Here is an 18649-nt window from a genome sequence, read left to right as displayed (position 1 = left end):
GGAACGGAGGAACCACCCATGACAACCCCTGAATATCAGCCTCTGTCCTCTCTGATCTGGAAAAAGGACAAACTTGAAATGCTTGACCAGCGTCTGTTGCCCGAAACTATTCTTATGCTGAAACTCTATACACCCGAGGAAGTATGGGAATCCATCCACTCCATGAAAGTACGCGGTGCTCCAGCGATTGGTATTGCTGCTGCATTTGGTGTGGTTTTGGGTGCCAAATCATACGACGGAACAACTATTCAAGGCTGGCTGGATCACGTAAAATCCATATGTGCTCATCTGGCTACTTCCCGTCCAACAGCGGTGAACCTGTTCTGGGCACTGGATCGTATGATGCAAAAAGCAAATGAGGTCGTTGAATCCGGCATGAGCCTGGAAGAGGGCAATGATGCTCTTGAAGTAGAAGCTCTGTTGATTCAGAAGGAAGACGAGGAAGTATGCCGCATGATCGGCGAGAATGCACTGCCCTTGTTCGAAGATGGCATGGGTGTTCTCACTCACTGTAATGCAGGTGGACTAGCTACAGCGAAATATGGTACGGCAACCGCTCCAATGTATCTGGCACAGGAACGTGGCATTCACCTGAAAGTATTTGCAGACGAGACTCGTCCTGTACTTCAGGGTGCACGACTGACTGCATTTGAATTACAGCAGGCTGGCATTGACGTTACTCTGCTCTGTGATAACATGGCAGGCATGGTCATGTCCAAAGGTTGGATTCAAGCCGTTATTGTCGGAACAGACCGGGTTGCAGCGAACGGTGACGTAGCTAACAAGATCGGAACTTATAGCGTAGCCGTGCTTGCCAAGGCTCACAATATTCCGTTCTATGTAGCAAGCCCATTGTCGACCATCGACTTGTCTACTCCATCCGGAGATCTTATTCCGATTGAGGAACGAGCTGCCGAGGAAGTAACTGAAGGATTTGGTAAACGTACAGCACCGCAAGGTGTTAAAGTATTTAATCCAGCATTTGACGTAACGCCTAACGAATATGTAACAGCTATTATCACGGAAAAAGGCGTGGTTCGCGCTCCTTTCCAAGAAAACCTGGCTGCCTTGTTCGCGAAGGAAGAAGCTTAATTTAATAAGAGTATTTAAGAAGAGAGTGTCGTGTATAGCGTTGGTGCCTACGTTGTGCCAGGCCAGTATTATGATGCTAAAGAAGGGCTTCCCATATGGGGAGCCCTTTTGTTAGTGATTAGATCATTTTCAACAAAGCCTCTACACCCGTCATGCCAACCGTAATGCCCATAGCCTCGGCCTCTGTTGTCACCGACTCCATAGGTGCATGCAGCAATTGCTCCAGTGTACGCACACCAACCGCCCGAGCCGCAATAATTTTGCGATCCCCGAGCTTCTCATTAAGTAATCCCACATCGAGTGCTCCGCACATGATATATCCTTTGGATGTGTTAATGGTCAACAACGTTGTTTTGGGCAGCTTGACTTCTACCCCAACCAATACATGCTCTCCAACTACAATGGGCTCCATCGTCACCATAATTTCCCGATCCACCTCCTCTTCCACAGGTCACGATAATTGTATGCCTCATTCGGGATTGTCGTGTGGACACCTGCCGTGTTTGAGAAAATGTAGGTACTTACAGTTCAAATATATTATTCGTAATTCTTCTCTCAGACTTAGATGTAAAAGTATGCTTTTTCTTTGAAATATTAAAAAAGCCACCTCGGAAACGAGGTAGCTCTCATAATAATCATTAATATTTTTGAGCGTCTATAAGTTCATCAAGGTCATACTTTAAGTTATAATCCGTGTATATTACTCTAAGCCTTACAGCATCAGTAACCCTAGCCAACATTAAACTAATGCTGGTTTTTTTCTTGTCAATTACCCAATTAGATTCAAGAGCAATAGCACCCGAGACTAAATCTTTTTCTACGTCTTCACTATCATAAAGTACTCGTTTCCCACTTGGAGTTAAACCATCTTTGAAGTTAATTGAAGCATCATATTCATCAAAGAGATCACGTTTTATGCTGAAGTATTTATAGTACTTATCCATAGTGGTTTTCTTAGTATCATTAGGAAAAATCTCATATACTGCACGTACTAATTTGTTTTTATAGAATATGTATACTAGTTTTGCGTTGACTCTGAATCCTGTTGTTTTGTACTCCAATAACGAAATATCCTTTATTTTGGTTGTATCTAACAATTTCGACTTCTCTTTCTTTTTAACCTGATTAACTGTCATTCCCCAATTAACATTTTTAAAATCATACTTAGTAGCTGCTGTTACTGGAGCCAATTGAGTTGAAGTGACGAGTAATAGAATGACTAAAAACGATAAAACCAACTTCTTCATATATAGACCTCGTTTCCTAAATTATGGAATAATTATACCATGCCACAAGGAGTGGGTCTATGGGATTAGATGTAAGTGATTACGTTGAAAATAAACGCATTAATAAAAACTACCCTCACCCAAGGTGAATCAAATTGGGGCTACCTTAAAACGTATGCTCATCATTCTTTAATCGCCTTATCTCTATTAACTCTCTTCTAATTCCCAGTACACGTCTATGAAGTACACTGCGGTCTATTGATTCAGCTACCGACTTTTTGAATTGACCATCCATTTCACTTAATTGCTCCTGAACTAGTTTCTTTTTATGTATTGGTTTGACTTGAAGTTTATTAGTTTCAGGCTTGATCGGCTTCAATCTCTTCTGCTTCATAATTTGTTCAAATACACTGTCCTCTTGACGCATGGTCTTCATTCCTTAATATGTGATAAACACATTGTATCATAACGAGAAGAGGACTGTTACATAATAAAGTACAGATGCTTAGAGTTGGACATGATACTATTTTGGAGATCAATATTATAGAGAAAGTAAAATAAAGTTCAACCTTTACGGAGTTGATTTTGAGAAGACAGGTATTATATTTCTGAACTATTCCTTACCGATCTAATAAGCCCACTCTTTTCTTGATGCACCTCCTCTTCCACATGGTCACGATCATTGTTTTCCTCATTCTGAATTGTCTTGTGGATACCTAATAAAGACCCGAATAATGATGTTTATCTGTAATATTTACCCAATGAACCATAATCATTTTCTGCTTCTCTAGCACTATGATAATTTCATTTTTAATGATATAGTGTATTGAAGCGTTTTTTTGAGCTGACATATCTTTTAACGGGGCTGGGATGAATGAAAGAAACCTTATCCAATCAAGAGGAAATCGGCTTTTTGTTTAATGTCGATATACTTATTAAGAGCCGCTCAAATGCATTGGCACTGCAGTCCCTGTTGGAGTTCATAAACAAAGAGGAACAAATTGCGGACTTTCGGATTCAATCCGGCATAGAGCTAGGCAAAATTATTGAAGCGACACTCCAGTCCAAAAAGGACTCTTTCGTCACACTTCACAACGAACGCAAAAAATCACAAGCCATCGCTGCACAGAAGGCGTCCACTGCAACTCAGACACCTGCCTCACCTGCTCCAGCCAAAACACAGAATCAGCAAGAAAAACCAGTTAGTGAGAAAAAAACTGCCCCCCAAACATCCAACGCTTCCGAAGGAAATTCGTTTGATGCGTGGATTGACACGCTCATTAAAGAGAATCGACTCACTCGTATTGTGGTCAATAACAAGAACGGTAAACATCAGAGCATTCCATGCCGGATTTTAAATTTTGATCGGGATACTAGTATTGTGAGCATATACCATGTCGATGAAAAACAGGTGTATACGTTCCGAACCAATGAAATCGATGAGTTTCTGTAACTAACTTCATCGGATTAAAACAAAAAGCAACTTGCGTTAGAATGACGGGACATTCTAACGCAAGTTGCTTTTTTAGTTTTAATGGTTCATGTAGGATTGAACCCTCCGAGATTTCTTCGGCCCGATCAGGAGCGATCCTTACCTCGCTGCCATACATCTAATGCCAATAACAACCATCCGGCAATGAAGGCTACCCCACCAATGGGTGTGATGGCTCCTAGAATCTTGATACCAGAAATACTAAGCACATACAAACTACCCGAGAACACGATAATGCCGATAAACAACAAACGTGCTGCCCACTTTAGTTTCGTCGATGCCCCAAGCTGACCAGCCGTCAAGCCAATAATGAGCAAACCCAATGCATGAATCATGTGATATTGTACACCCGTCTCATATGTAGCTATGGCCGCTGGCCCAATCGTATCCTTGAGCATGTGAGCACCAAACGCGCCGATCGCCACCGATAGCATGGTCATTACAGCTCCAAGCATCATCCATCTTCGTTGCATGTAAGTTCTCTCCCTTATTTCAACTACTCTTCACTCCTATCATTGTAGCGAATCCACTCCTCCTTTGCCAGTCGGGACGAAGCTTCAAAGATTATATGTCTGTTTATACTTAACAATTCTATCTCCGCCCTATAAATTGTAGGAAACAAGCGTAAATCCTTGATTTTTATCGATATTTATGGAAAAGTAAACAGGTATGTCATCGTTGTATTTTAAATGCAAGTTCAAAAAGATTGGTTTTCAGTTCCTAGAAAATGGGTTGAAGCTAGTAATTACTCATCGATTAGGTTAATAACACTAAATACGATGATTAAGGGAGGCAAGTCACAATTATGGATAATCGCGATTCTTATAATTCAGGTTATAACAACACGGATCAAAACCCTGGTCATGCAGATCAATACAATAACAATAGGTATGAAGAATTCCCGGCAGATCAGGAGAGACAACCATTAGCACCACTGAAACATTCCGGACCTGGTATCGCCAGCTTTGTCATTGGATTGGTTGCGATCTTGGGTTACATTCTGATATTCTTTATTGCCACCATGGCTATAAATGAGTCCATCGGAGTCCTCACCCCGTTGCAAGCAGAAGAGATAGCCTTGCATCCAGCAGTGGTTCTGGCTTCATTAGCCATTATGGTCGGCCTGATTCTCAATCTTGCCGGAGGCATCCTTGGAATTATTGGTCTTGTCCTCAAGAATCGAAAGAAAGTCTTTGCCATGATCGGGACCATATTAAATGGAATGATGATTCTGTTATTCGTTGCACTTATTGTGATAGGCATGAACATGATGTAACGGTTTGCATCAGCGCCTTGTTTCCTTATAATTAAAATGAATAGGTCTACGCATAAGTATAATCTATATTTTCTGCCAAAATCATTGTTTTCAAAGGAGATTGACATGTCACGAATCAAAATTTTTGCGGACAGCACAAGTGATCTGGCTCCAGAATGGATCCAGCAGCACGATATCGGCATCATCCCTTTATATGTGGTGTTCGGTGAAGAATCACTGAAAGACGGTGCAGAGATTAAGCCTGAACAGCTATATGAACGTGTCAGCCAAGATGGGCGTCTTCCCAAAACAGCTGCACCTTCCCCCGCTGATTTCATGACGGCATTTCAACCTTACATAGATCAAGGGGATGAGATTCTTTATATCAGCTTATCTTCTGAACTTTCCTCTACCTATCAAAATGCACGACTAGCGAGCTCCGAATTCCCGGAAGGTCGAATATCGGTCATTGACTCACAGAATCTCTCATCAGGAATTGCGCTGATGGTGATGAAAGCTGTATCTGCTGCCGATAAAGGAAAAAACCTGACTCAGATTACACACCTGATTGAGGCGATGAAACCAAATGTACGCACCGAATTTGTCATCGATACCCTGGAGTATCTGCATAAAGGCGGACGCTGTTCGGGCATGCAGAACCTGATTGGCAGCCTGCTCAAGATCCGTCCTGTCATCCGGGTAACGGATGGTAAGATGGCACCTGCCTATAAAGTGCGCGGTAAACGGGAGAAAGTGCTGGAACAAATGCTGAATAATACGCTCAGCCAGAAGGATCAGATCGATCCGGACCTGCTGATCGTTGTGCACACCATGGCCGAAGAGGATGCGCTGGACTTGCAGAAGTCTTTGCAGGAACAGACAGGTGCTCGAGTGGAACTAACCACTGCTGGGTGTGTAATATGCAGTCACTGCGGCCCAAAAACGATTGGAATCATCTATAACACTGTTTTATAGTATTACACGCTACATCTTATCGTATTACCCACTCCTTTCTTCTGGATCTGTATGTGGTTACATTCAAAACGTGGACTGGCATTCCAATCCAACTAAAAAGGGCATTCCGAGCTTACTCGCTCAGGATGCCCTTTAATATTTTGCTAAACAATGGAATGACCTACGTTCAATCCATTGTTCATTACGATACAGATCAATAATTTTTGGTCCGCAAATCTTCCAAACTTTTAAATACATACCCTTGTTTACGTGCCTCATCAATAATGGAAGCCAGTGCTTCCGTGTTGTCTTTGGATACCGAATGAAGCAAAATGACAGCCCCCGGATGAAGTTGCTTCAGTACCTCCTGATGAGCATATTGTGCACCACGTTGCACATTGGTATCCCAGTCTTTATAAGCAACAGACCAGAACACATTCACATAACCCTGAGCATGACTCTCCGCAAGCGTGCGATTGTTAAAGATTCCGCGCGGTGGGCGTAAAAAGGTCGCTTGTTGACCAGTCAGACGATTCACCTCCGACTTGACCTTCTCCAGTTCCACTCTAAGTTTTTCATTGGAGATACGGGTCATATCAGGATGACTCCATGAATGATTACCGACGATATGACCTTCAGCCGCCATGCGTTTGACCAACTCGGGCTGATCTTTGAGATAATGACCTGTTACAAAGAAAGCAGCTGGGACCTTCTTGGTACGCAAAACATCCAGTATGGCAGGCGTGAATCCATTCTCATACCCGTTATCAAACGTGAGATACAACTCCTTTTGCTTCGTATCCCCCAGGAAAATGGCATCGTTATGTTGTAAGATCGATTTGAAGCCTTCCTGATCAATGGAGGGCAGCTGACCATTTTGACTTTTTTTGAAGCCAAAGTGATATGCTCCGGTAACCGGTGATGCTTCAGTCTGTGCCGGTACCATACTGATGGATAACAGTGCCACCAGTATATATAGAACCATTCGCTTCATTCCATCCGCTCCTGTTCCTGAAAATTCGGTTAGTCGTTTGCACACACGAACACCTTCAGGTAATATGCCACAGGAACAGCTAATGTATGTAAATCCTTAACGATCAAAACGTTTATTTTCAGGTTGTGGAGGAGATTGATAGAACAATTCAAGCAAGGTCTGGGGTTTGCCACTGGAGGCAAGCCATTCCCTTACGGTCTGTATGGCACGAGTCTGTCCATCTCCCCGATCACGCCATGTAAGCAGCTCGATAACTTTGATAATCAAGGCGGACATATTGTGATTATCCAGTTCAGACCGTTCTGCCCTCAGCTTGTGATACAATGCCTCCTGTTCCCAATCCAGAAGAATCTCATCACCAATGGTTGGCTTCAACAGGGTATACGCTCTGTCACAACCTTTACATCGAACTGTGCTGACCTGTTCATCTATAAATTCCACTCGAACCTCTTGATGGCAATCCGGGCATTTAAATCCAACTTGTATGTTTTGTATGTTTTCGTTCATGACATTGTTCCTCCTGCGATGTGAGCATTTTACATCATTTCATGCAAAATACTCCTTGGATATATGCATAATGCTTATGTATGTACTACATCTATACCCGATATTTTGTCGATTCACGCTTATTTTGAAGAAATCTGTAAGGTGCTATAATCTTGTAAATATGTTAAAATATTATACATATCATGGTAGGGAAAAGGCGGGATACTCATGGCGAAGGAAGATCGCAATATAACCTGGCAATCATCCAGCATCAACAGACAGGACCGGGAGAAACATAATGGGCACCGTAGTCGTGCCATCTGGTTTACCGGGTTATCAGGTGCAGGAAAGTCATCCCTTGCATTTGCCCTGGAGCAGTATCTCTACGACCAAGGCGTACGCTGTTATGTTCTGGACGGGGATAATGTACGTCATGGACTGAACCGTGATCTCGGTTTTACAACAGGGGATCGTCAAGAAAATTTGCGGCGAATTGGCGAAGTATCCAAGTTAATGGTAGATGCCGGGTTGTTTGTCCTTTCGGCGTTTATCTCTCCTCATGAACAGGATCGGGAGATGGTCAGACAGTTATTTGAACCAGATGATTTTATTGAAATCTATGTGCGCTGTTCAATTCAAGAATGTGAGCGGCGTGATCCTAAGGGTCTATACAAAAAAGCACGTAACGGTGATATCCCGCATTTCACAGGCATTTCGGCCCCCTATGATGTACCAAAATCTCCTTCATTCATCATTGATACAGAGCAATCGTCCATTGAGGAAGCGGTGCAAGAGATCGTACAACATTTGGAACAGATTGGCGCTCTCCAGCTTCCGATCCCTTCCAATACAGCATTGGTTCATTAACCCTTGTCATTATACTAATGTACTTACATGAAAGGCGCGCCCATAGTGGCGCGCCTCTTTACGTGATACCATTGCTGTTCATACCATCAATTAATCATAATAGAAGAAGATAGACATGATCTTTCATCACGTTTGAACGTCTTGATGTCCACTTATTTACTGCCCCACAACACCCGCTTGCATATTAAGAAGTTTACTGAACGTCCCTACCGGATCAGTAGATAACTGCTGGTACCCGCCCTCTTGAATCACCCGACCTTCATCGAGCACAATGACACGATCCGCTGTCCGAATCGTAGACAAACGGTGTGCAATCACGATAATGGTCACATGTCCTTTCAGCCTTTCCAGCGCCTCATGAATGTACTGTTCATTCTCACTGTCAAGCGCACTTGTTGCTTCATCCAGTACCAATACCGAAGGATTCCGCAGCATGGCCCGGGCAAGCACTAATCGCTGACGTTCGCCCCCGGATAGACGAATACCCCGATCACCAATAATCGTATCCAGACCCTGAGGCAGCTTCCGCACAAAAGCCGCAGAGGAGGAAAACTGCAAAGCCTGCCACATCTCTTCTTCACTTGCATTGGGATCAACCAGACGCAGATTCTCACGAATACTGGTATGAAACAGGAAGGGGTCCTGGGAGACATATCCGATAGAACTTCTCCAGCTTAATAAACGTTCTTCTGACAGGGGAACACCGTCAATCAGAATACGACCGCTCTCTGGTCTTACAAGGCCCATAATCAGATCTATTAGTGTGCTCTTGCCTGCTCCGGATTTACCCACAATCGCGGTCATGCCCCTTGCGGGAATCGAAGCCTGCACATTCCTCAATGAGTACGTATCACTTCCCTCATAACGATAGCAGACATCCTCACATGTAATCGATTCTTGAAGTACCATTGGTTGAATCACATGAGACCCTGTCTCTCCCGCTGAAGCCACTTCTTCACTGATCTCACGACTCTTCGCCGTCTGAGCTTGCAGTTCTCTTACCACACGGAACGCAGGCAGCATGGAGCTGATGTACTCCAGATTGGACTGAATCGCTGTAAATCTAGGCCATAAGCGAGAAAAGATAAGGATAATGAGCAGCAGACTTGCGGGTGGCACCGTCATAACACGGAGAGAAAGATAGATGAATGCCGCAATAATGATCGCCGCGGACATCCGATGAATCAACTGTGTTCCACTGTTCAGTTGGCTAAACTGAATGACATTACGTTCAATCTGTCTGCACATGCGCTCGAACCAGTTCATGTGTGATTGCTCAAGCATGTTGCTCTTAATATCCTTAATTCCGTTGAAATGCTCGGTTATGCCATTATAATAACTTTGCGAAAACTCAGAAGTCTGATCTCCGATCTGCTTGGCCCGCTTGACGAATTTTCTCAAAACGATAAAGAGTACCAATCCACAGACCAACACAAGTGCTGTCAATTTGGCGGACAACCAGAAAGCTAGACCAATCTGTATGCCCGTAAAGATCAGGGAAGCTGTCATTTGCAGCACAATGCTCGTGCCTTGGCTCACACGTGCAAGCTCAGTCGTTAATATATGGTTAAAATCGGATTTTCGTTTTTGGAGAAAAAATGACCATTGCGCCATAATAATGGCACCATAGGTTTCCATACGCAGCGTTCGTACAAATTGCTGCTGGATTCGAGTATTACGGATCGTCTGAAGACGCTGCATCCAAGCCTGTCCGGAGACAATCAACACAAAGGTGAACAATACGAGTAACAATTGGCTATTCTCAGAAAAACGATTCAACACTTCTCCAATCCAGGGAATGTTCAACCCTGTGGAGCCCATCTCAAATATGCCGATCAGACTCAGCATCGGAACAAGCATGTAGATGCCGATCCCTTCCATAAGACTGATACAGATCATCCCTAGCAGATTCCAATATAAAATGGGCCCCGTGACATGATGCAATCTCCGCATGAAATACTTTAATTCCGAGATCATACTTTACCCCTCTCCGTCACCGTATACCTTTTAATTCGCCGCCAGAACCAGAGAAACGGACGTAACGGAAAGTACAGAAAAAACAAAGAACGTGGAAGCGGCAGTTGATCCACATCCCATGTACTTGGATATAAACGTTCAATAAAGAAAAACCATTTCTGTTTCGTACTTCGAAGTTTAAACAGATACGATGGATAAGATTTCATATCAGCCGGACTCTCCAACATATCGTTCATGAACTTTGAGCCTTCACTCGCTAATCGTTTGCCTGTACGATCACTCAAGGACATCAAGGACCTGTACTCAGTATCCAGTGGCGTGTTCAGCAGATCTGAGGCCAAGTGAAGTGCCTGTGAACCAATGGATAAACGGCCCTCCGCTTTCAGGCGCCTTTCTACTTTCTTCACATCAAGTGGCATGCTTCGAATCATCTGATCGATATCCAGTAACCAGCGCAGTCTGAACCAGCCATGACGTGCTCCATGGGTTACCAAATAAGCCCAGAGATCTTCTTGTTCAAGCATACGGACAGGGGTCTGTGTGTATGAACTGAACCGGCTCCGTTTCCACAGCAATTCAAAATCGGTTTCTTTGCCCGAATCCGGGTTCAGACGCCAATGGATCTCCACTTGAGTCCTTTTGTCGGGATGGATGTAACAGATATGATGTTCCCGCCATTTCCAGCTGCGAACCGTAGGTGCCCGCTCCCCTTCCTTGGATACGTAACCAAGGGTAGCCAGGATGCCTTCAGCCGCTTCCACATCATCGAACGGAATCAGGATATCCAGGTCTTTGGAGGTTCGCATGGATACATCACCATATAGATCATGGGCCAGCGCTGGCCCCTTCAGCGTAATATTACGGATGCCGTGTTCACGGAAAGCTCCACACACCTGCTCCATCTCAGCTGTCAGATGTAACATGCGGAACGTATTGGCCGTATATTGTTGTCTTAGGCTCTCCATAACATCTGCTGGAATGATTGCAGTGTTCAATTCTTTCATTTTCAAATAAAGGACAGAGTATAAGCGGTGATGATAGACCAGCCGCAGAAAGAGCTGCCAATCCGTTCCTTGTAAACCCGCCTTGAGTTCTTCAGGGGATAGAGCCGTCAGGTCACCTCTAATCATGCTTAAAATCAGCTTAAGCTCCTTCGGAAACCCTGATGAATAGAGTTCACTTTCATGTATCATATACAATCTCCCCAGATCCCTTCTCCGGACACCGTTTGCCAAACACGCCGACAACCGTATATTGGTCCATAGTATCAGCTCCGGTCACGATCAATTTACCACTTCGCAGCCAGGCATGAGCCATCATATGTCCTTGCTTATTCCGCGCAGTCCCCATGTATAACGTACTCTCTATCTTGCGTCGCTCAAGCATCTTCATCCCGGCAATCGCCATTACAAGGCAGCGGCTTTCCCATAACGTATATTTACTAGCAAGCGAAATCGCTTTGGAAATATTCCGGATAGCGATGACCTCGCTGCGATCAAGTCCCGTCATCGGGGTTTCAACCATGGGTGTGCCCAGCCCTGGCGCGATTTTGGCGAATGGCATAGCCTTCTGTATGCGTGCCCAGCCAAGGAAGAAATAGGCCTCCCATACCAGTCGACGCATCGCCCGCGGGAGCGAGAGATAAGCCTTAATTTTTCTCAACATCATGCTACACTCCGCGAGTAACGTCGATTAAACCTTCACGGGACAGATGTTCCAGAAATTGCACCACCTGCACACGACATACATCTGGCTCAATCTCATACTCCGCAGCAAGCACCTCAACTACTTCACCCAGCGTGCGTTCTTCTGCGATCAGATCCCAGATTCGTCCACCGGTACTCCCAAGATTATAGTATTTTCCAGAGCTAATGCTCATCATCACTTTCTCACTGCCCATATCACTGACCAGATTGCCTTCCTTCCGGGTTACCCGGTCTTCCACATTCATCGGCGTAGTCGCTGTCATTGTCCTGTATGCACTCCTTTACGTATATGATCTGTAATCCGATCTACCATCTCAAATGCTGTAAACTCAGCACCTGTTCTGACCAATCTGCCAATCTCCACACTTGCTGAAAGTCTTGAAGCCGTCTCGAATAGCCACTGTGCCAATCCCTGTCTTGCAACGAGTCCACCACGGAACGTATGCGAGCATAGTAGATGCAATCGTTCTAACCCCTGCACTTCAACCAGTTGAACAGACGTATGGTTCTCCTCCGGTTGTGGAGCAAGTTCGAATATTCCACCTAGTGGTACGGCCATCTCATGAAAATAGTGTTGAACAGGTATCGCATACTTCGTAATCTCCGCGTGAACCGTTGCATAATCCTGTTCCTTCATGCCGAAACCATCCAGACTGGGCTGCCACAATTTCTGTTGTGGATAACCAGGCGATACGATGGCTCTTCCCCCGGCATCCCAGGTCAGTGCAACGACATCATCGGTGAGAAGCGGATATCCGCGTGATGCCAGTGCGGCCGAGAGTGTCGATTTTCCTGCTCCCGAATGTCCAACAAATGCGTAAGCCCAGCCCTCAATAACCACTGCACTACCATGCAATGGAAGGATGCCACGCTGCATCATAATCACCGCCATACATGTGCCCAAGATGAATAATCTGACCTTTTTCTCATCTGCACCCGGTATAGGAGATACAACAATGCGCTTTCCTTGCTCCATTAGAAACAGACCTGTATCTTCGATTTTGAAAAAAAGGCTGCCCTCTCGCGCCACAAAGTTGTGGTTGCCAACATCCCAGTCCTCCCACAGTGAGGTCAAATCTGAAGACTCGATGTGTACATGCACTTCATCAAAATCAGCCTCCGTATGCTTGGGTGCGATCTGAAGTTCAGGCATTCGAATTTGGCTCGACCAGCGCAGACCATACGCTACATAATGCACAAGCAACAATGAACGACGCCTCCTTCGTGATTAAATGTAAAAAAAGCCCTTATATTCATGTTGCTCAATATAAGGGCGGAGGCGAAAAGCTGGATTTGTTGCTTTTTCGCCCTTTAAGTATGATGACGCTGTTTAAAACTTAATAACTTAACAACTTAGGAAGTTGGATCGTACAGGTCCGCATCGTGTACCGTTACCCAGTCAATTTGTCTGTAGCCAGTACCGGCCATCGTTTGATTGACTTCCAACACTTCAAGAGCTGGTGCTTGCCATTCCTTTTTTTCCATTTGCATCGTATTCACCTCCTTTCAAGTAACCCCATTCAGAATTTTCGAATGAACCGATAGACAATCAGACTATGCATCATCAATCGCAGATCCGGATGTGAAGCAAGCTCTGGTCTCGGACTTGGAAAGTTGGCCAGGGCAGATTGGATACGCTCCGTGTTTAATATGCCAGCGACCTTGCTGTCAGAACATAACGCACGCAATTCGGCGGTAAAGGCATCCCAATTCGGAATGATGCGATGTAACCAATCTGCCGGCTGTACACCCCGTACTCGCTGATTCAGTCTGACCTTGTCAGGCAACTCCGGTGAAGTAGCCCGGCGAATTAATGAACGATCGGTCCCTTGTTTCACATATTGCTCAATCGGTACGGACAAGCAGAACCGGATGACTCTGGCATCACTTGTCGGATCACGTTCCCATGCCCGGTAACGGAGAGAACATTTCGTAGCTACGGCACCGTTTTTGTTCGCAATAGCCAGGTTATTGAATTTCTCGGCACGGACCTTGAGTGCATCAGCCTGGGCACCGCCCTGAAGAACAATGATGGATTTGAGTCGTTCCAATACACCTGTCCTTTGGGCAAAATCAGGATGGATCAACTGAACGGATGCGGCCTGACTGGCTCCTTTGGACTGAGCCTTGAACCAATCCGGATATGCCTTTTTCCCAGTGATCTTGGCTATACGGGAGAAGGGCATGCCGGTCCGTTCACTATACTGCTGCATCTCACGGAACCAGCGGTACCAGCGGCCACTTTTCAGTAGACTGGCGTAATAATCCAGAGCCGGCCCCCAGGAGATGGTGAAATTACCACGTGCACCTGTGAGCAGGATGCCTGCATCTTGCTGGCTCGCTTTTTCATAGAATCCGCGAATCCAGAATGAATTTTCAAAGTATTTATAGGGCATTTCCATAATATCGAGCCAGGTATCTACTTCACTAAGTGGACTTCTGCCTTCAAAATCAAGGTAGTTCTCCGTGATATTGCCGACGTGATTAATCGTGGAACGTATGAAGGGCCTCTCGTCGGCCAGCAACGTTTTTGACGTATAATCAGTGAAATCTGGTACGGGAACATAACTATAGGCATGCAGCCGTTTGCCCTGACTTCTCAGTGTTCCGGAAGCAAAACCTACCACAGCACCCGAGTCCAGTCCTCCACTTAATGCAGCAGCCACCTGCCTGTGCGTGCGCAATCGTGATCCGACTGCCTGAGCGAATACTTCTCGAAACGCTTCTACATATTCACCGTCGGATTTGAGCCGTAGAGGTTCCACTTCATCCCAACGATGATATTGTTTCAGCTCCAGCCTTCCGTCACGGAAGACAAGTGTATGCGCAGAAGGCAGTTGGCTTATCCCCCGATATACGGTCGAATTGATATCTGCTGAATCATGCATGTCGGGAATGGCAAGAAACTCAGATAACCAAGTCTCATCAAGTTCTTTATGTACCCCTTCAAGCCCAAGCAACGGATTCATGAGTGTGCAGAAAGCAAAACGTGAACCATCATGTCGGTAATAAAAAGCCCTCATGCCTGTAATGTCTCTCGCTGCATATAGTTTCCGATTCCGCTCATCCCAGATGGCAAATACAAAATCACCCAGCAATCGGACAGCCACATCGTCTCCCCAGCGCTGATAGGCACGCAAGATCAGTTCACTATCCGCCAACATAGCCAGTTCAGCTCTGGATATCTGTAATTGATCTGCCAGTTGTTCACGGTTATCCAGAATGGCATCTGCCGTGATCGCCAGACCACTTTCCTCATCATATAAAGGTAATTTCTCGCTAACCGATTCCGGTGTAATCCATTGGGCATGGCAGCTAAGAAATGCCTCATTCCCCTTCCACACCCCTGTCGTATCCGCAGGGACATGCCCCAGGCTTGCATACAAGCGCCAGCTGTCTTCCCATAGCGCCTGCTGACCATCGTTGTGAACAATTCCCGCTATGGCGCTCATGACTTTCCTCCCCGTAGAATCTTGCGCTGTGAAGCCCAGGCGCTAATCTGGTGGCCAAATGGTACCCATGATTTGATACGCTGTATTTTGCTTTGAGCAGAAGCCAGCTGTACTTTCAAGCGTTCCCGCTCACTGTATCCCCGTTCCAGACGATGATCGGCCGCCCGTAATGCGGCTTGCAGCTGTCTGATCGTTACCAGTGCAGCCAGCGTGGGATCTGTATTTTCAGGTTCTTCGACAACTTGGTCATTAAGATTCTCATTCGGATCATGAACGACAGAATCTACCGGTTGCATTCGGTATTGCGGTTGCCACTGGCAACCGGTCGCTGCTGTCAACTGATGCGTGATTCGGTCGATGACCTCTTGATCAGGACTTGCATCATAATGAACTCCCGTCCATTTTTCGGCTTCTGCGAGCTGTTCACTGTATCCCATCCGGTGGAACAGATCTGCCCCCATCACACGGCAATACAGTTCAACTTCATGCGGTTCCAATATGTTTTTCCAGTTGTTAACAGAATCCTGATGTGCCTCTTGATGCGAAGAGAGGAATGGATCACCCACGCCCATACTGTAGAACATGTCAGACTTGGCACTGTCCAGAAACTGTCCATACTGCTCCATACCTTGTTCATATCGAATTCCCAGAAACGCGCATAGTTTCTCAAGTTCTTCCTGTGGACTGGAAACCAATCGTTCATATTGCAATTCATATGCATTGGAATGTGGTTCGGCAAAATAATCATTCAAGCGGAGCATCCCAAGTGTGAGATCAACGGATTTCATATTTAATTTGGGGCTCTGCAGACTATGAATCAGGTCGAATCCTTCTCCTGTGTGGCGGTTTACCTTTTTGAATGACGCAGCTATGGCCAGAGGATTACGCTGGAGATGAATGCGTTTGGACTGAGGGAACAGACGATCCAGCCATTCAAGCATGTAATAGTACCGTGGAGATTTATCAACGACGAAGTCTGCTCCGCTCCCTTCCAGGAATCCATTGTAGATCTCAAGAGCAAAACTTCGGCATGCCTTTTCGAAGACATCCTCGGGTACCATGGCATTGTAGAACTGACGAATGATGGAGCTACCACCATAAGCGAGTGAACCACCCTTGGGCAAATCGACAAGATTCATCAGAAACCACATTTCCTGGGTGGCAAATATGCGCCTGTGATTTTGCAGCATTACGGTGGATAAGGAACTACCACTGCGGGGAACACATAGTAAGAAAACAAGTCCGTTACCTTGAGCGTCGATCAATGGCAGCCTCTCCTCTGTTCATTAGTATAAATATATGTAGCCGGGATAGACCAGACTCTACCTTTGTGTTTGGCAAAACGAGTAATATGCACGCTATTGGTCAGTATTTTGCAATGTTCCGGCGGAAGCTTACCCGGGAATGAAGCAAAACACATGGTTGTATTCGACAACTCTCAGATACAGTATGTATTCATAGTTTTACTCTATGATACAAAATGTATCATGTCAATCTTTTATTTTCACCTTTTCATAAATTCTTACTCTTTCATGGTATTCTGCTGTCTGTCGTTTCAGCACTTCATCCTGATTCATCTTGATCAAGATGCACAAATGCGAATAAGCTTTAGACATGTTCTGCGAAGAACAATGCCTGAAGCCACGAATAATCCGTTGCAAAACTTTATACGCAAACCAATGAATAACCACCCAATAAACCTTACATTTGAACTTTTTCCAGCATAGTTCCGATGCTCCCATTTCGTTCTTCTTCCCGATCTCCCCGTGTAGCATCCTGCATTCCCTTCTGTACGTTCACGGTTAACAATACAACAATTCCCGCGACGAAAAAGAAAATGAGGGACAGAATTCCCCAACGAGTGGAACCTGATATTTGCCCAACATAACCAAACACAAATGGACCGAAGATTGAAGAGAATTTGCCTGTAATATTCACAAATCCAAAGTACTCTCCTGTTCTGCCAACTGGCATCAGATTGCTAAACAGGGAACGGGCTGTGGACTGACTCACCCCCTGCACGACACCAACCAACCCGGCGAGCAGATAGAAGTGAGTCGCTTGTGTCATGAAATAACCGAGAATGACGATACATATGTAGACCGATAAGCTAACGATTAACACCTGCTTGGCTCCCCAACGCTGTGCCCAGGCTCCCAGTAACAATGTGCATGGGAACCCGATAAACTGGGTTAACAGTAGCGCGAGCATCAGGTCGGCTGTGCCTATACCTATACTTGTGCCATAGATTGTAGCCATCAGAATGATGGTATTAATGCCGTCATTAAAAAACCAGAAAGCCACCAGCATGCGGATTAACTGGGGAAAACGCCGCATATGACGAAAGGTATGCTGCAGCCTGCGCACTCCCACCGCAGCATACCCTTTCCACGTGCCCGGCAAATCCGATGATGCAGGCCGTCTCGGAGCATGGCGAAAGATCGGTATCGAGAACAATAACCACCACAGTGATACGGAGATAAAGGCAAGTCTTGTGCCTGCCAGTGTACTGCTCATCCCGAACCAGCCCGGTTGCTGAATCATCAGCATGTTCACCGCAAATAGCAAACCTCCGCCAATATAACCATAGGCATAACCTTTGGAAGATACCATGTCTCTTCGTTCCACAGGTACCAGATCCGGCAGCATGGCATCGTAAAAGGTATTGCCACCTGCAAAACCAATCGTAGATATGACCAGTAATGCGGAAGCAAGTAACCAGTCCCCTTCTCCAATTGCGCTGAATCCCAATGTGGCAAGGACGCCAATGATTGCAAATACACGCAGGAAGTCGCCCTTCCGTCCTGACATATCAGCCAGCGTGCCAAGCAGCGGTGTTAGCAGAGCTACGCACAACATGCCAATGGAATGGGTATAGGCCAGATAGGAGGCGGCCGTATCCGCATCCAGCGTAACCGCAGCCACCGAGGCATAGAATACAGGCAGTACTGCTGCGAGTACAGTTGTCGCATAAGCCGAGTTGGCCCAATCATACATAATCCAAGCCTTGATCGCCTTTTTATTCACATACATCCTTCCTTTTCATGCATCTCTATATAGTGCGAGTTTAAAAAGTCTAAGTGGACTTTTTAAACAACCTCTATTAGATGCCAGATCGATGTCTTTCTCCTATTGTAAAGGAAGGATA

The 18649-nt window shown here is 45.5% G+C and carries 20 protein-coding genes; 5 read left to right on the top strand and 15 right to left on the bottom strand.

The window, feature by feature from the left end; all coding sequences use genetic code 11:
- The first annotated feature begins 18 nt into the window (after window positions 1-18).
- Window positions 19-1092, top strand: a complete 1074-nt coding sequence (gene mtnA / locus NKT06_RS09355; protein WP_253432967.1) for an S-methyl-5-thioribose-1-phosphate isomerase — start codon at window positions 19-21, stop codon at window positions 1090-1092.
- A 118-nt stretch (window positions 1093-1210) separates the two neighbouring features.
- Here mtnA and NKT06_RS09350 read toward each other — a convergent pair whose 3' ends face one another.
- From NKT06_RS09350 to NKT06_RS09340, 3 genes are all read right to left on the bottom strand, one after another.
- On the bottom strand, window positions 1211-1513 hold the full coding sequence (locus NKT06_RS09350; protein ID WP_017689545.1) for a YunC family protein: 303 nt from the start codon (window positions 1511-1513) through the stop codon (window positions 1211-1213).
- Between the two features lie 217 nt (window positions 1514-1730).
- Window positions 1731-2339, bottom strand: coding sequence for a hypothetical protein (locus NKT06_RS09345; RefSeq protein ID WP_253432963.1), 609 nt, complete (start codon window positions 2337-2339; stop codon window positions 1731-1733).
- 145 nt (window positions 2340-2484) lie between these two features.
- A complete protein-coding gene (locus NKT06_RS09340) occupies window positions 2485-2745 on the bottom strand; it encodes a hypothetical protein (protein WP_253432960.1) in 261 nt (86 codons plus the stop codon).
- A 447-nt stretch (window positions 2746-3192) separates the two neighbouring features.
- Between NKT06_RS09340 and NKT06_RS09335 the strand changes: the two genes are divergently transcribed.
- Window positions 3193-3771, top strand: coding sequence for a hypothetical protein (locus tag NKT06_RS09335; protein ID WP_253432956.1), 579 nt, complete (start codon window positions 3193-3195; stop codon window positions 3769-3771).
- A gap of 125 nt (window positions 3772-3896) precedes the next feature.
- On the opposite strand, the gene NKT06_RS09330 is transcribed toward NKT06_RS09335, so the two are convergent.
- On the bottom strand, window positions 3897-4283 hold the full coding sequence (locus tag NKT06_RS09330) for a DUF423 domain-containing protein (RefSeq protein WP_091032639.1): 387 nt from the start codon (window positions 4281-4283) through the stop codon (window positions 3897-3899).
- Window positions 4284-4615: 332 nt separating this feature from the next.
- Between NKT06_RS09330 and NKT06_RS09325 the strand changes: the two genes are divergently transcribed.
- Window positions 4616-5086, top strand: coding sequence for a hypothetical protein (locus NKT06_RS09325; RefSeq protein ID WP_253432953.1), 471 nt, complete (start codon window positions 4616-4618; stop codon window positions 5084-5086).
- Between the two features lie 105 nt (window positions 5087-5191).
- On the top strand, window positions 5192-6040 hold the full coding sequence (locus NKT06_RS09320; RefSeq protein ID WP_253432950.1) for a DegV family protein: 849 nt from the start codon (window positions 5192-5194) through the stop codon (window positions 6038-6040).
- 193 nt (window positions 6041-6233) lie between these two features.
- Here NKT06_RS09320 and pdaA read toward each other — a convergent pair whose 3' ends face one another.
- Window positions 6234-7013: a delta-lactam-biosynthetic de-N-acetylase gene (gene pdaA, locus NKT06_RS09315; protein WP_253432946.1), complete on the bottom strand. Its 780-nt coding sequence runs from the start codon at window positions 7011-7013 to the stop codon at window positions 6234-6236.
- Window positions 7014-7109: 96 nt separating this feature from the next.
- Window positions 7110-7520, bottom strand: a complete 411-nt coding sequence (locus NKT06_RS09310) for a hypothetical protein (protein WP_091014632.1) — start codon at window positions 7518-7520, stop codon at window positions 7110-7112.
- Window positions 7521-7727: 207 nt separating this feature from the next.
- On the opposite strand from NKT06_RS09310, the gene cysC reads away from it, so the two are divergent.
- Window positions 7728-8366, top strand: coding sequence for an adenylyl-sulfate kinase (gene cysC, locus NKT06_RS09305; RefSeq protein WP_253432943.1), 639 nt, complete (start codon window positions 7728-7730; stop codon window positions 8364-8366).
- Window positions 8367-8522: 156 nt separating this feature from the next.
- Here the strand turns inward: cysC and NKT06_RS09300 are convergent, their stop codons facing one another.
- The 9 genes from NKT06_RS09300 to NKT06_RS09260 all read right to left on the bottom strand — a co-directional run bounded on the left by NKT06_RS09300 (window position 8523) and on the right by NKT06_RS09260 (window position 18534).
- On the bottom strand, window positions 8523-10340 hold the full coding sequence (locus NKT06_RS09300; protein WP_253442458.1) for an ABC transporter ATP-binding protein: 1818 nt from the start codon (window positions 10338-10340) through the stop codon (window positions 8523-8525).
- On the bottom strand, window positions 10340-11536 hold the full coding sequence (locus NKT06_RS09295; RefSeq protein ID WP_253432940.1) for a nucleotidyltransferase domain-containing protein: 1197 nt from the start codon (window positions 11534-11536) through the stop codon (window positions 10340-10342). Before NKT06_RS09295 ends, NKT06_RS09300 begins: the two co-directional genes overlap by 1 nt.
- Complete coding sequence (locus NKT06_RS09290; RefSeq protein ID WP_253442456.1) at window positions 11526-12008, bottom strand: lasso peptide biosynthesis B2 protein; 483 nt, start codon at window positions 12006-12008, stop codon at window positions 11526-11528. The genes NKT06_RS09295 and NKT06_RS09290 overlap by 11 nt, the downstream gene beginning before the upstream one ends.
- A gap of 4 nt (window positions 12009-12012) precedes the next feature.
- Entirely contained in the window at window positions 12013-12312 is a 300-nt protein-coding gene (locus tag NKT06_RS09285) for a lasso peptide biosynthesis PqqD family chaperone (RefSeq protein WP_253432937.1), read from the bottom strand.
- Window positions 12309-13256 (bottom strand): phosphoenolpyruvate carboxykinase (ATP), encoded by a 948-nt coding sequence (locus NKT06_RS09280; RefSeq protein ID WP_253432934.1) that lies wholly within the window; start codon window positions 13254-13256, stop codon window positions 12309-12311. Before NKT06_RS09280 ends, NKT06_RS09285 begins: the two co-directional genes overlap by 4 nt.
- A gap of 146 nt (window positions 13257-13402) precedes the next feature.
- The gene (locus NKT06_RS09275) at window positions 13403-13540 is read right to left on the bottom strand and encodes a paeninodin family lasso peptide (RefSeq protein ID WP_017689562.1); all 138 of its coding nucleotides are present in this window, start codon (window positions 13538-13540) and stop codon (window positions 13403-13405) included.
- Window positions 13541-13569: 29 nt separating this feature from the next.
- Window positions 13570-15501: an asparagine synthase-related protein gene (locus tag NKT06_RS09270; protein WP_253432930.1), complete on the bottom strand. Its 1932-nt coding sequence runs from the start codon at window positions 15499-15501 to the stop codon at window positions 13570-13572.
- Window positions 15498-16766, bottom strand: coding sequence for a sulfotransferase family protein (locus NKT06_RS09265; protein WP_253432927.1), 1269 nt, complete (start codon window positions 16764-16766; stop codon window positions 15498-15500). The genes NKT06_RS09270 and NKT06_RS09265 overlap by 4 nt, the downstream gene beginning before the upstream one ends.
- 436 nt (window positions 16767-17202) lie before the next feature.
- Window positions 17203-18534 (bottom strand): MFS transporter, encoded by a 1332-nt coding sequence (locus NKT06_RS09260; protein ID WP_483311567.1) that lies wholly within the window; start codon window positions 18532-18534, stop codon window positions 17203-17205.
- Window positions 18535-18649: the final 115 nt, after the last annotated feature.

The organism is Paenibacillus sp. 1781tsa1 (assembly GCF_024159265.1).
Taxonomy (GTDB): domain Bacteria; phylum Bacillota; class Bacilli; order Paenibacillales; family Paenibacillaceae; genus Paenibacillus.
The sequence above is the reverse complement of the archived record's forward strand: the minus strand, read 5'-3'. Positions and strand labels throughout refer to the sequence as shown.

Bases quoted from the DNA above. Each gene is read 5' to 3' on its own strand.
- NKT06_RS09340 (WP_253432960.1), bottom strand. From the start codon at position 2,745: ATGCGTCAAGAGGACAGTGTATTTGAACAAATTATGAAGCAGAAGAGA.
- cysC (WP_253432943.1), top strand. From the start codon at position 7,728: ATGGCGAAGGAAGATCGCAATATAACCTGGCAATCATCCAGCATCAAC.
- NKT06_RS09330 (WP_091032639.1), bottom strand. From the start codon at position 4,283: ATGCAACGAAGATGGATGATGCTTGGAGCTGTAATGACCATGCTATCG.
- mtnA (WP_253432967.1), top strand. From the start codon at position 19: ATGACAACCCCTGAATATCAGCCTCTGTCCTCTCTGATCTGGAAAAAG.
- NKT06_RS09335 (WP_253432956.1), top strand. From the start codon at position 3,193: ATGAAAGAAACCTTATCCAATCAAGAGGAAATCGGCTTTTTGTTTAAT.
- NKT06_RS09270 (WP_253432930.1), bottom strand. From the start codon at position 15,501: ATGAGCGCCATAGCGGGAATTGTTCACAACGATGGTCAGCAGGCGCTA.
- NKT06_RS09325 (WP_253432953.1), top strand. From the start codon at position 4,616: ATGGATAATCGCGATTCTTATAATTCAGGTTATAACAACACGGATCAA.
- NKT06_RS09285 (WP_253432937.1), bottom strand. From the start codon at position 12,312: ATGACAGCGACTACGCCGATGAATGTGGAAGACCGGGTAACCCGGAAG.
- NKT06_RS09350 (WP_017689545.1), bottom strand. From the start codon at position 1,513: ATGGTGACGATGGAGCCCATTGTAGTTGGAGAGCATGTATTGGTTGGG.
- NKT06_RS09290 (WP_253442456.1), bottom strand. From the start codon at position 12,008: ATGTTGAGAAAAATTAAGGCTTATCTCTCGCTCCCGCGGGCGATGCGT.
- NKT06_RS09345 (WP_253432963.1), bottom strand. From the start codon at position 2,339: ATGAAGAAGTTGGTTTTATCGTTTTTAGTCATTCTATTACTCGTCACT.
- NKT06_RS09320 (WP_253432950.1), top strand. From the start codon at position 5,192: ATGTCACGAATCAAAATTTTTGCGGACAGCACAAGTGATCTGGCTCCA.
- NKT06_RS09260 (WP_483311567.1), bottom strand. From the start codon at position 18,534: ATGTATGTGAATAAAAAGGCGATCAAGGCTTGGATTATGTATGATTGG.
- NKT06_RS09295 (WP_253432940.1), bottom strand. From the start codon at position 11,536: ATGATACATGAAAGTGAACTCTATTCATCAGGGTTTCCGAAGGAGCTT.
- NKT06_RS09310 (WP_091014632.1), bottom strand. From the start codon at position 7,520: ATGAACGAAAACATACAAAACATACAAGTTGGATTTAAATGCCCGGAT.
- pdaA (WP_253432946.1), bottom strand. From the start codon at position 7,013: ATGAAGCGAATGGTTCTATATATACTGGTGGCACTGTTATCCATCAGT.
- NKT06_RS09275 (WP_017689562.1), bottom strand. From the start codon at position 13,540: ATGCAAATGGAAAAAAAGGAATGGCAAGCACCAGCTCTTGAAGTGTTG.